Consider the following 14,651-nt stretch of genomic DNA (forward strand, 5'->3'; position numbering starts at 1 on the left):
TAATGGCTATCGAAATTAATGTCCCGGACATCGGCGCAGATGAAGTTGAAGTGACCGAAATCCTGGTAAAGGTTGGCGATAAGGTTGAAGCCGAGCAGTCGCTGATCACCGTTGAAGGCGATAAAGCTTCAATGGAAGTGCCTTCGCCGCAGGCGGGCGTGGTCAAAGAGATTAAAATCAACACCGGCGACAAAGTAGAAACCGGCTCGCTGATTATGATTTTTGAAGCGGAGGGCGCTGCAGAAGCAGCGCCAGCACCGGCCGCCGAGAAAAAGGCTGATGCACAGCCTGCCGCCGCTGCGGAAAGCAAAGAAGTGAATGTCCCGGACATCGGCAGCGACGAAGTCGAAGTAACCGAAATCCTGGTCAAAGTTGGCGACAAGGTTGAAGCCGAGCAGTCGCTGATCACCGTTGAAGGCGATAAAGCCTCAATGGAAGTACCGGCGCCGTTCGCAGGTACGGTTAAAGAGATCAAAATCAACACCGGCGACAAAGTCAGCACCGGTTCATTGATTATGGTATTTGAAACCGCAGCTTCCGGTAACGCGGCAGCAGCTAAACCGCAGGTAAAAGAGGAAGCGGCTACCGCGCCTGCAGCCTCTGGCGGTTCGGCTACCAAAGAAGTGAACGTACCGGATATCGGCGGTGATGAAGTTGAAGTGACCGAAATCCTGGTGAAGGCGGGTGATAAAGTCACCGCCGAGCAGTCGCTGATCACCGTTGAAGGCGATAAAGCCTCAATGGAAGTGCCGGCACCGTTCGCGGGTACGGTTAAAGAGATCAAAATCAACACCGGCGACAAAGTCAGCACCGGCTCGCTGATTATGCTGTTTGAAGTGGAAGGCGCTGCGCCTGCAGCAGCTCCGGCAGCACAGAAAGAAGCGTCCGCGCCAGCAGCAAAAGCTGAGCAGGCGGCTCCGGCTGCATCCGCTCCGGCAAAAGCATCCGGTAAAGATGAGTTTGCTGAGAATGACGCCTATGTACACGCGACGCCGGTTATCCGTCGTCTGGCACGTGAGTTCGGCGTTAACCTGGCGAAAGTCAAAGGCACCGGCCGTAAGGGACGTATTCTGAAAGAAGACGTCCAGACTTACGTGAAAGATGCGGTGAAACGCGCTGAATCCGCGCCTGCTGCCGCAACCGGTGGTGGCCTGCCGGGCATGCTGCCGTGGCCGAAAGTGGACTTTAGCAAGTTCGGTGAGGTGGAAGAGGTGGAGTTGGGACGTATCCAGAAAATTTCTGGTGCTAACCTGAGCCGTAACTGGGTGATGATCCCGCACGTTACGCACTTCGACAAAACCGATATCACCGAGCTGGAGACGTTCCGTAAGCAGCAGAACGCTGAAGCTGAGAAGCGTAAGCTGGATGTGAAGATCACTCCGGTAGTCTTCATCATGAAAGCTGTTGCTGCCGCGCTGGAGCAGATGCCGCGCTTCAACAGCTCACTGTCTGAAGATGGCCAGAAGCTGACGCTGAAGAAATACATCAACATCGGCGTGGCGGTTGATACGCCGAACGGCCTGGTGGTTCCGGTGTTCAAAGATGTTAACAAGAAAGGCATCATTGAACTTTCCCGCGAGCTAATGACCATCTCCAAAAAAGCGCGTGACGGTAAGCTGACCGCTGGCGAAATGCAGGGCGGCTGTTTCACCATCTCCAGCATCGGCGGCCTGGGTACTACCCACTTCGCGCCGATTGTGAACGCGCCGGAAGTGGCTATTCTGGGCGTTTCTAAGTCCTCAATGGAGCCGGTGTGGAATGGTAAAGAGTTTGTGCCGCGTTTAATGCTGCCGATCTCTCTCTCCTTCGATCACCGTGTTATCGATGGTGCGGATGGTGCGCGTTTCATCACCATCATCAACAACACCTTAAGCGATATCCGCCGTCTGGTGATGTAGTAACAATAAAGGCCGGCTTATGCCGGCCTTTTAACAGGCCAGCTTTTCCATGCTAAGCCGGTCTGAAGTTGGGAAATGGGATCTTACTGAGCCGAAGCGGTTTGCAGTCTGTTAACAATTCTGTAAACTCTTGCGGTGAACGCGTCCCGGTGGATGAAGGGCGTACTGTGAATCAGGTAAGTGACGTCTGACCGCCGGATAGTCAATTAAGAGGTCATGATGAGTACAGAGATTAAAACCCAGGTCGTTGTGCTTGGGGCAGGTCCTGCGGGCTACTCTGCAGCCTTTCGCTGCGCGGATTTAGGTCTGGAGACCGTACTGGTAGAGCGTTACAGCACCCTTGGCGGTGTTTGCCTTAACGTAGGTTGTATCCCTTCTAAAGCGCTGCTGCACGTAGCGAAAGTTATCGAAGAAGCGAAAGCGCTGGCGGAACACGGCATCGTTTTTGGCGAACCGCAAACCGACATTGACAAGATCCGTACCTGGAAAGAAAAAGTCATCAATCAGCTGACCGGCGGTCTGTCTGGCATGGCGAAAGGTCGTAAAGTCAAAGTGGTTAACGGCCTCGGTAAATTCACCGGTGCAAATACGCTGGTGGTTGAAGGTGAAAACGGCGCGACCACCATCAACTTTGATAATGCCATTATTGCGGCGGGTTCACGTCCGATTCAGCTACCTTTCATTCCTCATGAAGATCCACGCGTTTGGGATTCCACAGCTGCGCTTGAGCTGAAAGAAGTACCGAAACGTATGCTGGTGATGGGCGGCGGTATTATCGGCCTGGAAATGGGCACCGTTTATCATGCGCTGGGTTCAGAAATTGACGTGGTTGAGATGTTCGACCAGGTGATCCCGGCTGCCGATAAAGACGTGGTTAAGGTCTTTACCAAACGCATCAGCAAGAAATTCAACCTGATGCTGGAAACCAAGGTGACTGCAGTTGAAGCCAAAGAAGACGGCATCTACGTCTCTATGGAAGGCAAAAAAGCGCCTGCCGAAGCGCAGCGTTACGACGCAGTGCTGGTTGCTATCGGTCGTGTGCCGAACGGTAAAAACCTGGATGCCGGTAAAGCGGGCGTAGAAGTGGACGAGCGCGGCTTTATCCGCGTTGATAAACAGATGCGCACTAACGTACCGCATATCTACGCTATCGGCGATATCGTCGGCCAGCCGATGCTGGCGCACAAAGGCGTACATGAAGGTCACGTTGCGGCAGAAGTTATTGCCGGTAAGAAGCACTACTTCGATCCGAAAGTTATTCCGTCCATCGCCTACACCGAGCCAGAAGTCGCATGGGTTGGTCTGACTGAGAAAGAAGCGAAAGAGCAAGGCATCAGCTATGAAACGGCCACCTTCCCGTGGGCTGCTTCTGGTCGTGCTATCGCTTCTGACTGTGCAGACGGTATGACCAAGCTGATTTTCGATAAAGAGACTCATCGTGTGATCGGTGGCGCCATTGTCGGCACCAACGGCGGCGAGCTGCTGGGCGAAATCGGCCTGGCGATCGAAATGGGCTGTGATGCGGAAGATATCGCGCTGACCATCCACGCCCACCCGACGCTTCATGAGTCGGTTGGTCTGGCAGCAGAGATTTTCGAAGGCAGCATCACCGATCTGCCTAACCCGAAAGCGAAGAAAAAATAACGCTTCTGCGGGTAAGAAAAATGCTAACGGCTCCGAAAGGGGCCGTTTTTTTTTGCGTTTTAAAAGGAAACGTTAGCGGTTTCCGCACAGCTTTTTCGTTCTGCTCGTTAACGGGGGAGACCGATTCTGATTATGACTATATGGACAATCAGGACATGTTTTCCGCCGTCAGCAGGGATTTGACTTAAGATCCACAATTCAGTTTAAGCATGACGGGTGCAGTAAATTAACGCTTCCTTCAGTGCATAACTCCCGGTTTTACAATATGAATTACACTGGCTTAAGTTTTATAGTATTGAAATTTAACCGTGTTAGGTAATTACAAGATAACATTATTTATTTTACCGCTCTATTTCCGCATTTTTACAGGCTTAAGAGGCCTTTTTTTACCACACATGCGCTAAGTTTTTTCTGATAATTTACTTTTAGGATACATTAACATTGTTTAGCAATCCTATTTCATTGCCCTTCCTCTATCTATTACCAGGCTTAACCAGAGGTAAAAATGTCAACGACAAGAGGGTGGTCAACTGAATTAGAGGGCCTGCGCGGATTTGCTTCGCTCTGGGTATTGCTGGGGCATGCCAGCCTACTGGTGCATTGCGCGATCCCTATCGTTTCTATGCCCAGTATTGGCGTCGATCTGTTTATCTTGCTTTCAGGTTATCTGATGCCGAAAAACTATATCGAGCGCCAGGAAAAAGAGCCGTGGAATAGCGCAAACACCGTTAAGAAATTTTGGATTAGACGGTTTTTCCGTATTGCTCCGCTGTACTATTTATTGCTGGTTATCGCTGTGGCTTACGGCCCGTGGTTTGGTGAAATGCGCGATACGATTGCTCAGTTTTATCCTAGCACCGCGACAGAGACATCTCGCTATTCCGATCAGTCGGTTGCCAATATAATTGCGCATATCAGTTTTATCTTTGGTTTATTACCTGAATATGGTTTCAATACCGTGCTTCCTGACTGGAGCATCGGGCTGGAAATGCAGTTTTATATGCTATTCCCGTTTATTATGTTACTGACGCTGCGGCTTGGATATGTGCCAACCCTGTTGCTGATCATGCTGTTATGTACCATCGGCCGTTTTGTGCTGGCAGGCTATTATGAAGCCTTTATTATGCCGTCGATGATTCTGATTAAGCTGCATGTGTTTATTGCCGGAATGTTGATGGCAGAAGCGGTGCGTAAAAAACAGCTGGTTTATTTGCTGCTGGCGTTAATCGCACCCGTAGTCAGCGCTATTATCGCCATCGGCGTTAGTAAACTGCAGATTGTCTTTGAGGCGGCCATGATTATTGGCATGACGGCAGTGCTCTGGCAACACCGTCCAGGCTCGCTGATGGAAAAGTTAATAAAACTGCCGCGCGCCATTCTGACGAATCGTGTCAGTACCTGGTTAGGTGATGTTTCTTACTCCGTCTACCTGGTGCATTTGTTGATTGTGGTGCCTGCCATCGCTCTGCTGCTGCGGGACTATAATATGGACGCGTTAAGTGCGCCGCTGCGGTTTGCGATCATCTGTGGCATCTGCCTGCCGCTTACTTATGGTATTGCTACATTACTGTATCGCTTTGTAGAAAAACCGGGTATTCAGCTGGGTAAACGTGTACTGGCTCCGCGTCCCTCTGCACAAGATGTAACGGGATAAGTGCTCCCTGTTAGCTTTGTCCGGTTTAAAAAATCCCCGCGCCAGCGGGGATTATTATTTGAACGGTGATTATCGGCTTCGATAGCTTTTGTGGTTTCAGTAATCTTTCATTCTCTTCCGGTAGTGACGGGGCAGCTTGCCATGCTCGTTCTATTTATTCGCTTTTAGCTCGGCCAGTTAACCCAAACCGTTTGCTGTAATAAGGTGATTCTCCAGCTGGCGTTACCAAAATAACGTGTGCTATTGGACGGTGCTGCTTTTTGCGGAACAGCTCAAGGGCTTCATCTTTCGGGCATGTAAATGCCCCGCACTGTTTTTGCCACCAGGATCGGCGTACTGAAACCCGACTCTGTTCCCAACAAAATTCGCCTTCACTTACTATCGGTTGTAATACATTGTTTTCATCCAGCCAGGCGAGATAAACATCAATGCTTTCTTCACCCAGGCGAGTAGAGAATTCACGATCTTTATCCCAAAAGAAATCGCTGGCTTCTCTGTCATAACCTTTATCGCGCTGTAATAAATTTTGTGCCGCCACAGATCGCTGGCTTAGTATTTTACCAAATGCCATGTCGGCAATAGACTGTAAATTTTCAGGTGCAGCAATTTTTTGCTCATAAACGCCATCGACCAGCATCCGGGCATTTTCGGGCATACGAATTTCTCCCGACGCTCTTAATAACGCCTGAGTCCGCCATAAACAGGCATGATCCGGATAAACAAATCCGGTGCCGCGTAGTTCTTCTCCCAACCAATCCTGTTCCGCATGAGGCTGCCATTCAGGCGCAAGTATGTGCAGGATCGGCGCATGACGTTCATCAGGTAAGGTATTTTTACATTCCCCTTGCGCATTACGGGTATGGCGTTGCAAACGACCGGCTCGCTGGATCAGTAAATCAATGGGCGCTAAATCAGAAATCATCCAGTCAAAATCTAAATCCAGACTCTGTTCAACAACCTGAGTCGCAATCAGAACTTTCCCCCGACGCTCAGAAACCAACGCATCTTTGCCAAACCAGTTAAGCGTTTTTTCCTCGATAGCCATTCTGTCTGCAAAGGCAAAGCGACTATGAAATAACAATATGTTTTGCGCTGGGATTTTTCCTTCATTGAGCAGTTGTTGAAAAACTTCCATAGCTTCATCAACGGTATTGCGTATCCAGCAGATGCAACCGCCAGATTCTACTACCTGATAAATAATATCCAGTGCATGGCTTCGCGTCTGGAGCCAGTTAATGGTTACCGTACGCTGTACTTCCGGGCGCGTTGTCAAAGGTTGTTCAGTAAGACCAGCGGAAGAAAGGTGACTCAACCAGGGATAATCTGCCTCTTCGCCGATTTCTGGTGCAGCAAATCCGGCCCCATCATTAAATGCATTAAGCAATTTTTCCCGCAACGCAGCAGGCAGTGTGGCGCTCAGAATAATCGCACTGCCGCCTTGTGCAGCATGAAAGCGGAGCAATCCTTCCAGTAATTTCACCATATAGCCATCGTAGGCATGTACCTCATCCAGCAGCAGTATTTTCTCCTGAATACCCAACAGACGTAATGACTGATGACGAAAGGGCATAACCGCCATCAGTAACTGGTCCAGCGTGCCGACACCTACTTCCGCCAGTAACGCTTTTTTGCGTGAGTCAGCAAACCAGGCGTGGCACTCTGCCAGCGCACTGGCATCACCCTGCGTATAATTTTCCGCTGAGCCTTCATCTCGTTGCCATACCGACTGACGAAAAGAGGCAGACATTTCACGCCCGCCGTGTGCCAGCACCAGCGAAGGTCTGGCTTCTTCAGCAAACAGCGCGCGATAAGCTTTCGCCAGTCGTGTATACATTGCATTTGCAGTGGCCATAGTCGGCAGACCAACATACAGACCTTTACCTTTACTGGCAGAGATTAAACGATGAACCAGAATCATCGCCGCCTCAGTTTTACCTGCGCCCGTTACATCTTCCATAATAATGAGTTGCGGTCCGGCTGCAGAAATATCGAGCATCGTTGCCTGTTGCTGAAGTGGCGTAAGCGTTTTAATAAAGGGGAACAGCGTCTGATGACCTTGATAAAGACTACGCTCTGACAAAGACGGAAGCGTTAAAATTGCTCGCTGGGCTTTTTCACAGGCTAGGGGCCAGTAATCTTTTAGGGGCATTGGAGAACTTATCAATGGAAAGTGCGTTTCATCAGATCCTATCCAGTCGGCCAGCGTCATCACGCCGGCAAAAAACCAGCTTTGCTGCCTTAGATTCTTCTTACCGGCTTTTTTCTGCCACTCTTGCACCAATGTGAAGGGGAATAGCTGATTTAAAGCTTCCAGATAATGAGTGGCGGCAGCAATATCTTCCGTATTAAATGCCAGGGAACTGCCGTTTTTTAATGTATCCGGCGGGATGCCGTGATGACCTGTGCTAACGGACATCCAGATAGTTAATGCGGTTTCAAACTTAATGCGAGTCTCTTGTTCAATGCCGGGAATAAAGTCATTACTATTATTGCACCAGTTCTCAAAGATTTTATTCCACAGATAAAAACCTAACGTGTCATGGCGCTCGATAGCGGAAACATTGCTAACAGGAGGAACTAAAGGTGCGTCCGGGAAAAGAGCGAACTTTTGAAAGCCTCTGGCGAATTTTCCAATATCATGCGTGGCAAAAAGCCAGGCTATCCAGTTCGCGCCATCTCTATCCGCAATGCCACATTTTTGAAGCATATTATTAATATTGAAAATATTGTTTTTAACAATAAAGTATCCACATGCGGCAACATCAAGACAGTGAAAGGCTAATAAATGATAAGGATCATTTTTATTATTTTCAGATTTGTTAGTTTTCCCCCAATAGCGGAGGAAGTCCGGCGTGGATAATGTTGTCATAGTTTTATCCTGGCATAAAAAGGAAGAATATTAAGGATACTAAGCGGTATGACACGCGGAATAAATAATTTTTAAACAGGAGGTCTTCGTTGTGAGAGCAGAAGTTTATCCCCACTGACGTGGGGAACGTAATTTAAAGAACTGTACTAGCGGTTTATCCCTGCCGCCGCAGGGAACGTACTCTTAAGAAACTGTACTAGTGGTTTGCACCCTACATGAGGGAACAAACCAAATATAGCAACTTAAAAAGATATTTTCAATGTAATCTTAACTGTACTAGCTTATTGATATTGGTTGGGTGATTCTTTAGTATGCGTATAACAACGGAAATACATCCAGAACGGATGCCCGCCGTTGGAGGCAGGCGTCCGGCTGGAGCAGTGTGGTAACTGAATTCTAACGGACGTCTCGGTCACCAGCAATCTTGTAAGGATAAAATATGGTGATTTCTTTCGCGCTAACTCAAGAAGAAGTGCTGTTTTTGTTAGCGCTTCTTTTCTCGGGATTGAAGCACTAACGTCCGGCTGGCCCGGAGGGGCCAGCCTTACAGGAGTAATGCTATGGACTTAACCCAGGAGAAATGGCTTCCTGTCATCCTTGCTGATGGAAAGAAAACCAGAATCTCTCTGTCTGAACTATTGAATGACAATATTATTGATGTCGCGTATCCCAGGGCTGATTTTCAGGGCGCGGCATGGCAAATGCTGATTGGCGTACTGCAATGTACCGTTGCGCCAGAGGATGAAGATGACTGGCAAGAATGCTGGGACGATGGGATCGATGAGGGGGGCTGGACACAGGCATTAAATTCTGTTTCCTCTGCTTTACATTTCGGCCCGGAAAAACCCGCGTTCCTGCAAAGCCTTGAACCGCTGAGCAGTGAAAGCAGCCCGATCTCCGGGTTACTCATTGAAGCGCCGGGCGGCAATACGCTTAAGCTCAATAAAGATCATTTTGTAAAACGAGGCAGCATTGAGCGCATCTGTTCTTGTTGTGCGGTGATGGCGTTGTTTGCGGTGCAAACCAACTCGCCAGCGGGCGGGGCAGGCTATCGCGTTGGAATGCGCGGCGGTGGGCCGTTAACCACGCTTGTCGTCCCGCAGGAAGAGGAACGAATCCCGCTGTGGAAAAAGCTTTGGCTTAATGTATTACCGCAGGAAGAGCATCTTAATCCTGAGCAGTTCCCCAATGTTTTCCCCTGGATGGCCCCGACAAAAACCAGTGAAAAAGCTGGCAACATCGTGACGCCGGAAAACGCCCATCCGCTACAGGCTTACTGGGGAATGCCGCGTCGCATTGAACTCGACTTTATCCATACTCAGGCTGGCGTTTGCGATCTATGCGGAGAAAGCCACGATAAATTGTTGATGCAGATGCGCGTAAAAAATTATGGCGTCCAGTATGACGGCTGGCTGCATCCGTTCTCACCTTATCGTCAGGCGCTAAAAGATCCCTCTGCGCCCTGGCTGGCGTTAAAGGGTCAGCCGGGCGGGTTAAGCTATAAAGACTGGCTGGGACTGATTTTAGAGCGTGTTGATCAGTTCAATAAAAGCCAGCCTGCGAAGGTAGTTCGCGCCGCCAGACGAAGAAAAAACACCGGCCTTTGGTGCTTTGCCTGGGATATGGATAACGCCAAAGCGCGCTGCTGGTATCAACATCGTATTCCTTTAATACAGGTTGCGGATCCAGAACCCTTTCTGAACGTCATTCATTTGGTCCTGCAACTGGCATCAGAAACGCTAACGCTGCTGCGAAATGCATTAAAAAGCGCCAAATTCGAAAATCCGAAAGAGGCAAAATTCGACTTCAGTATGGTAGATACCGCTTTCTGGCAAGAAACTGAACCCGCCTTCCGTATCTTGCTGTCTGCCCTGATGGCAGACCCACAGCGTAAAGCGCCGCCAGCGCGTCGGGCATTGCGCCAGTGGGAAAGCGAAATGCATACCTATGCGTTGCGGGTGTTTGACCGTGATGCACTAACCGATCCCGATAGCCCAACCGATATTCTGCTGCGTCAGATTGAGGCGCGGCGCGTGCTGGATAGCAGCTACCGCAAGTTAAAAGCGCGTAAGGATGTACTGGCACAGGCAGGGGAAGAAAAGGAGGCCAACCATGCTTAACAGCAATACCGCCGCGATGCGGAAAATTACCCACCCGGAGGCGCAAAAGGCGCTGCTCAAGTGGTTCGATATGTTATCAGAGCGCTATGCAGCTCCCGGTAAACCGCAGGTTAATGGCCGGGCCTGGCGTGCTGAAATGAAACGTATGGAGCCACCTTATGGCGCGATGATGTGCGAAGGGTATGGCGCACTGCTTGAGCAGCTTACGGAGTATATGCCGCTGCGCGCCATTGATAAGATGGCGCTGGCATTATTTGTCAGCGTGGCGGCCCATATTAAAAGCAATAAACAAACGTTAAGTTTTGCTGCCCAGCTGGGCGAAAAAGTAAATGGCGCGGCCCCGGTTCTTTCCTCCTTACGCTTTGAACGCCTGCAAAAGGCCAGCGATCCTGAAGCGTTTTGCCAACTGTTAATTCGAGCAGTAAAAATCCGTGCCGATAATGGCGTTAATGTTCTCTCTTTAGCCGACAGCATTTTTTTATGGATGGAAGAGTGGCAGCAACGCGAAGAGCATCAACCTGAAAATCACAATCCCTTTGCCAGAAACCGTATTCGTTGGGCAAGCGAATACCTGTCAACCGCACGCGCTAAATAGACATTTTTAGAAGGAATTAAACATGACAACCTTTATTCAGCTTCACTTACTTACTGCATACGCGCCCGCTAACCTCAACCGTGACGATTCCGGCAGACCGAAAACAGCTTTTATGGGGGGCGTGGAGCGTTTGCGTGTCTCATCGCAAAGCCTCAAGCGCGCATGGCGTTGTTCGGAAACTTTCGAAGATGCGATGGATGGCTATATCGGTAAACGCACACGTCGCATTGGCGTGGAGTATGTTTACAGGCCGATGATTGACGCAGGCATTGCTTCTAAGACAGCCATTGCGGCGGCGGAAAAAATCGCCGCCCAGTTTGGGAAGCTTAAAAAAGATAAGAATGCAACGGATGAGCAAAAACTCGAAATTGAACAAATTGTCCATGTCAGCAATCATGAAATTAATCTCATCAGGCAGCTGGTCGATACCCTCATTGCTGACAAACGCGAGCCTGGCGATGAAGAAGTAAAATTGCTGCGCAAAGAAAGACGTAGCGTAGATATGGCGTTGTTTGGTCGTATGCTGGCCTCTTCACCCGAATTTAACGTTGAAGCTGCCTGTCAGGTATCCCATGCATTAGGCGTTAGTGCCGTTACTATTGAGGATGATTTTTTCACTGCAGTTGACGATCTAAATAGTAAACAAGACTCTGGCTCTGGCCATATGGGCGAGCAGGGCTTTGCTTCCGCGCTTTTCTATACCTATATCTGCATCAGCCGTGATCTGCTGGTAAAAAATCTTGGCGGCGATGAGGCGCTGGCGAAACGCACTATCGCTGCGTTGACAGAAACGGCCTTAACGGTATCGCCTACCGGTAAACAAAACAGCTTTGCTTCCCGCGCTTATGCTTCTTATGCCCTGGCTGAAATAGGTCAGCGGCAGCCGCGTTCACTGGCGGCAGCGTTCTTTCAGCCGGTGCGCGATGTCGATCAAATCCCGGCGGCAATTACCCGCTTAAAACAGCAGCGAGACAATTTTGATCAAGTTTACGGTCACTCTACGGATGCGCATAAAGAGCTAAACGTACAGGAAAGCCAGGGAACGCTGGCGGAATTACTGGCTTTTGTCAGCCAGTGAGGATGAGCGATGAAGGAATATTTGGTTTTCCAGCTCTATTCACCGCTTGCCTCGTGGGGGGAAGAGGCTGTCGGCGAGATCCGCCATTCCGCTACGGTTCCCGGCCGTTCCGCGCTGTTGGGATTACTGGCGGCAGCAATGGGAATAGCTCGCGACGAAGAGGACAAGCTGAACCTTTTTAACCAGCATTATCATCTGGCAGTGCATGCACTTGCTTCGCAGGATCGCTGGCTTCGGGACTATCACACCGTTAGCGCACCACGTGAAAATAAAAAACATGGTTATTACACTCGGCGAGATGAGCTTTACCTTGCGCCAGAGGAAGTCGGCACGTTGATCTCGCAGCGAGAGTATCGATGTGATGGCTATTGGCAAGTGGCAGTAAGTATTACACCCGGCGCGCCATATTCGCTCGATGCCTTATGCGATGGGCTACTGGCTCCGCATTTCCCTCTCTATCTGGGGCGAAAATGTTGTCCTCTGGCGTTACCCCTGGCGCCACGTTTGATGAAAGGTTCGTTGTATGAGGTTCTTCGTCGGGCAGCTAATGAAATGACCCCAAAAGAATTGCATGGCTTTACATTGAGCGAAGGTGTCTGTTACTGGGACGATCCTGATGAAGAGAGCCTGGCCTGGCAGCAAAAGCAACGTAGCAGCAACCAGCCATTAAGTCGTCAGCGCTGGCAATTTGGCAACTACACACGATTTTGCGGACAGCTGCGGGGGAGAGAATAATGTATCTGTCGCGTATTCAACTTTTGTTTAGCAAGTTATCTCCGCAAATGTTGGCTAAATGGAATTCAGCGGCTCTTTACGCCAGCCATCAATGGCTATGGCAGCTTTTCCCTGAACAGGAAGCGCGCCAGTTTCTGTTTCGGCAGGACGATCACGGACGATTTTTTACTCTGTCGGCCACGCCGCCGTTAACACAGCACGCGTTGTTCAGCATCGAAACGAAGCGTTTTCAACCGCAGCTTAAAGAAGGCGCAACGCTCGATTTTCAGCTACGCGCTAATCCGGTTGTTACGCGCAATAACAAGCGTAGCGATGTGATGATGGATGCTAAATATCATGCGAAAGCGCAGGGCGTGCCTCAGCAACAATGGGGAATGTTACAGCAGCAAGCGGCGCAGGCGTGGCTTGAGAGGCAAGGGCAGAAGCATGGCTTTTGCCTGATCGAACCGGAGGAAGATGATTTCGCTCTATGGGCTGGGGGAGAGGATTCCGCATCACTGGCTCGAAGCACTTGCGTAAAGGCGTATCATCAGCACCGTTTTATCCGTAAAAACCAGGAAAAACCCATTGTTTTCAGCAGTGTTGATTTTGAAGGGACGCTTCGTATCACCAACCTGGCATTATTTGAACAGGCATTGTTTTACGGACTTGGCAAAAGCAAGGCGCTGGGTTGCGGTATGTTAATGGTGAGAAGAAAGTGCTAATGAACTGGCTTCCTCTTAATCCTGTTCCATTAAAAAATCGCGTTTCGATGATTTTCCTTCAGTACGGGCAAATAGATGTCATCGACGGTGCGTTTGTCTTGATTGATAAAAACGGCGTACGGACACATATTCCTGTCGGTTCCGTTGCCTGCATTATGCTGGAACCCGGAACGCGAGTTTCCCATGCCGCCGTGCGTCTGGCTGCGACAGTAGGAACATTACTGGTTTGGGTTGGGGAGGCAGGTGTTCGCGTGTATGCCTCTGGTCAGCCCGGCGGTGCCCGTTCAGATAAGCTGTTGTATCAGGCGAAGCTGGCCCTGGATTCGGATCTGCGTCTTAAGGTAGTACGTAAGATGTTTGAGCTGCGTTTTGGTGAACCTGCGCCAGCCCGCCGTTCAGTTGAGCAATTAAGGGGTATTGAGGGCAGCCGTGTTCGGGCAACATATGCATTACTGGCGCAGCAGTACGGCGTTAAGTGGAAAGGTCGCCGTTATGATCCGAAAGACTGGGCGAAGGGCGATACTGTTAACCAATGTATCAGTGCGGCAACGTCTTGTTTGTATGGCGTGACGGAAGCTGCAGTACTGGCAGCTGGCTATGTGCCAGCTATCGGTTTTATTCATTCCGGTAAGCCGCTTTCTTTCGTTTATGACATTGCTGATATCATCAAATTCGATACCGTTGTACCTAAGGCTTTTGAAATAGCCCGTCGTAATCCCGCCGAGCCTGAGCGGGAAGTGCGTATTGCTTGCCGCGATATTTTCCGCAGTGGTAAGACCTTGAGCAGGTTAATTCCGCTTATTGAGGAGGTGCTGGCGGCAGGAGAGATTGAACCGCCGCCAGTACCTGAAGATGCTCAGCCTGTTGCCATTCCGCTTCCTGTTTCGCTGGGAGAAGCTGGTCACCGGAGCCGTTAGACATGAGTATGCTGGTTGTTGTTACCGAAAATGTGCCGCCGCGGTTACGCGGTAGGCTGGCTGTTTGGTTACTTGAAATACGTGCGGGAGTTTATATCGGCGATGTGTCGGCGCGTATGCGTGAAATGATCTGGGAACAAATTTCCGGGTTAGCGGATGAGGGAAATGTAGTGATGGCCTGGGCAACAAATTCCGAATCCGGTTTCGAGTTTCAGACCTATGGTGAAAACCGTCGTATTCCGGTAGATCTCGATGGACTACGGCTTGTTTCTTTCCTGCCTCAATAAAATCAAATAGTTACTGTTCTTTAAAATTTGAGAGAAGTTGGTAGAATTTAACTCGATAAAAAAAATCATATAAATCAGTTATATAGTTTTAGAGTGTTCCCCGCGCCAGCGGGGATAAACCGTCAGGGTGGTTGTACCTTAACCACGCCA

Annotated in this window: 11 protein-coding genes and 1 CRISPR repeat array (1 of these 12 cut by a window edge); of the genes, 10 read left to right on the forward strand and 1 reads right to left on the reverse strand. The window is 49.8% G+C overall.

What is annotated here, in order from left to right; translation table 11 throughout:
- Nucleotides 1–2 precede the first annotated feature (2 nt).
- The 3 genes from aceF to ACQE3Y_RS16410 all read left to right on the forward strand — a co-directional run bounded on the left by aceF (nucleotide 3) and on the right by ACQE3Y_RS16410 (nucleotide 5,196).
- Nucleotides 3–1,898, forward strand: coding sequence for a pyruvate dehydrogenase complex dihydrolipoyllysine-residue acetyltransferase (gene aceF, locus ACQE3Y_RS16400; RefSeq protein WP_250651848.1), 1,896 nt, complete (start codon nucleotides 3–5; stop codon nucleotides 1,896–1,898).
- Nucleotides 1,899–2,117: 219 nt separating this feature from the next.
- Complete coding sequence (gene lpdA, locus ACQE3Y_RS16405) at nucleotides 2,118–3,542, forward strand: dihydrolipoyl dehydrogenase (protein ID WP_085067978.1); 1,425 nt, start codon at nucleotides 2,118–2,120, stop codon at nucleotides 3,540–3,542.
- A gap of 505 nt (nucleotides 3,543–4,047) precedes the next feature.
- Nucleotides 4,048–5,196, forward strand: coding sequence for an acyltransferase family protein (locus ACQE3Y_RS16410; RefSeq protein WP_426982091.1), 1,149 nt, complete (start codon nucleotides 4,048–4,050; stop codon nucleotides 5,194–5,196).
- Nucleotides 5,197–5,350: 154 nt separating this feature from the next.
- Here the strand turns inward: ACQE3Y_RS16410 and cas3 are convergent, their stop codons facing one another.
- A complete protein-coding gene (gene cas3, locus ACQE3Y_RS16415; RefSeq protein ID WP_426982092.1) occupies nucleotides 5,351–8,065 on the reverse strand; it encodes a CRISPR-associated helicase Cas3' in 2,715 nt (904 codons plus the stop codon).
- 560 nt (nucleotides 8,066–8,625) lie between these two features.
- Here cas3 and casA point away from each other — a divergent pair.
- From casA to cas2e, 7 genes are read left to right on the forward strand one after another with little or no spacing between them, the layout of a single operon-like run.
- Nucleotides 8,626–10,185 (forward strand): type I-E CRISPR-associated protein Cse1/CasA, encoded by a 1,560-nt coding sequence (casA, locus tag ACQE3Y_RS16420; protein WP_426982093.1) that lies wholly within the window; start codon nucleotides 8,626–8,628, stop codon nucleotides 10,183–10,185.
- Nucleotides 10,178–10,780 carry a type I-E CRISPR-associated protein Cse2/CasB gene (gene casB / locus ACQE3Y_RS16425; protein WP_426982094.1) on the forward strand — a complete coding sequence of 201 codons (603 nt, stop codon included), beginning with the start codon at nucleotides 10,178–10,180 and terminating at the stop codon, nucleotides 10,778–10,780. The genes casA and casB overlap by 8 nt, the downstream gene beginning before the upstream one ends.
- A 22-nt stretch (nucleotides 10,781–10,802) precedes the next feature.
- Nucleotides 10,803–11,858, forward strand: coding sequence for a type I-E CRISPR-associated protein Cas7/Cse4/CasC (gene cas7e / locus ACQE3Y_RS16430; protein WP_426982095.1), 1,056 nt, complete (start codon nucleotides 10,803–10,805; stop codon nucleotides 11,856–11,858).
- Nucleotides 11,859–11,867: 9 nt separating this feature from the next.
- Nucleotides 11,868–12,593: a type I-E CRISPR-associated protein Cas5/CasD gene (cas5e, locus tag ACQE3Y_RS16435; RefSeq protein ID WP_426982096.1), complete on the forward strand. Its 726-nt coding sequence runs from the start codon at nucleotides 11,868–11,870 to the stop codon at nucleotides 12,591–12,593.
- On the forward strand, nucleotides 12,593–13,297 hold the full coding sequence (cas6e, locus tag ACQE3Y_RS16440; protein ID WP_426982097.1) for a type I-E CRISPR-associated protein Cas6/Cse3/CasE: 705 nt from the start codon (nucleotides 12,593–12,595) through the stop codon (nucleotides 13,295–13,297). Before cas5e ends, cas6e begins: the two co-directional genes overlap by 1 nt.
- On the forward strand, nucleotides 13,297–14,214 hold the full coding sequence (gene cas1e / locus ACQE3Y_RS16445; RefSeq protein WP_426982098.1) for a type I-E CRISPR-associated endonuclease Cas1e: 918 nt from the start codon (nucleotides 13,297–13,299) through the stop codon (nucleotides 14,212–14,214). The genes cas6e and cas1e overlap by 1 nt, the downstream gene beginning before the upstream one ends.
- 2 nt (nucleotides 14,215–14,216) lie before the next feature.
- Entirely contained in the window at nucleotides 14,217–14,501 is a 285-nt protein-coding gene (gene cas2e / locus ACQE3Y_RS16450; protein ID WP_426982099.1) for a type I-E CRISPR-associated endoribonuclease Cas2e, read from the forward strand.
- Nucleotides 14,502–14,594: 93 nt separating this feature from the next.
- Nucleotides 14,595–14,651: direct repeats of the CRISPR family, unit length 29 nt; unit sequence GTGTTCCCCGCGCCAGCGGGGATAAACCG; it runs 2,842 nt beyond the window's last position.

Source organism: Pantoea sp. FN0305 (genome assembly GCF_050113845.1).
In the GTDB taxonomy this organism is placed as follows: domain Bacteria; phylum Pseudomonadota; class Gammaproteobacteria; order Enterobacterales; family Enterobacteriaceae; genus Mixta; species Mixta alhagi.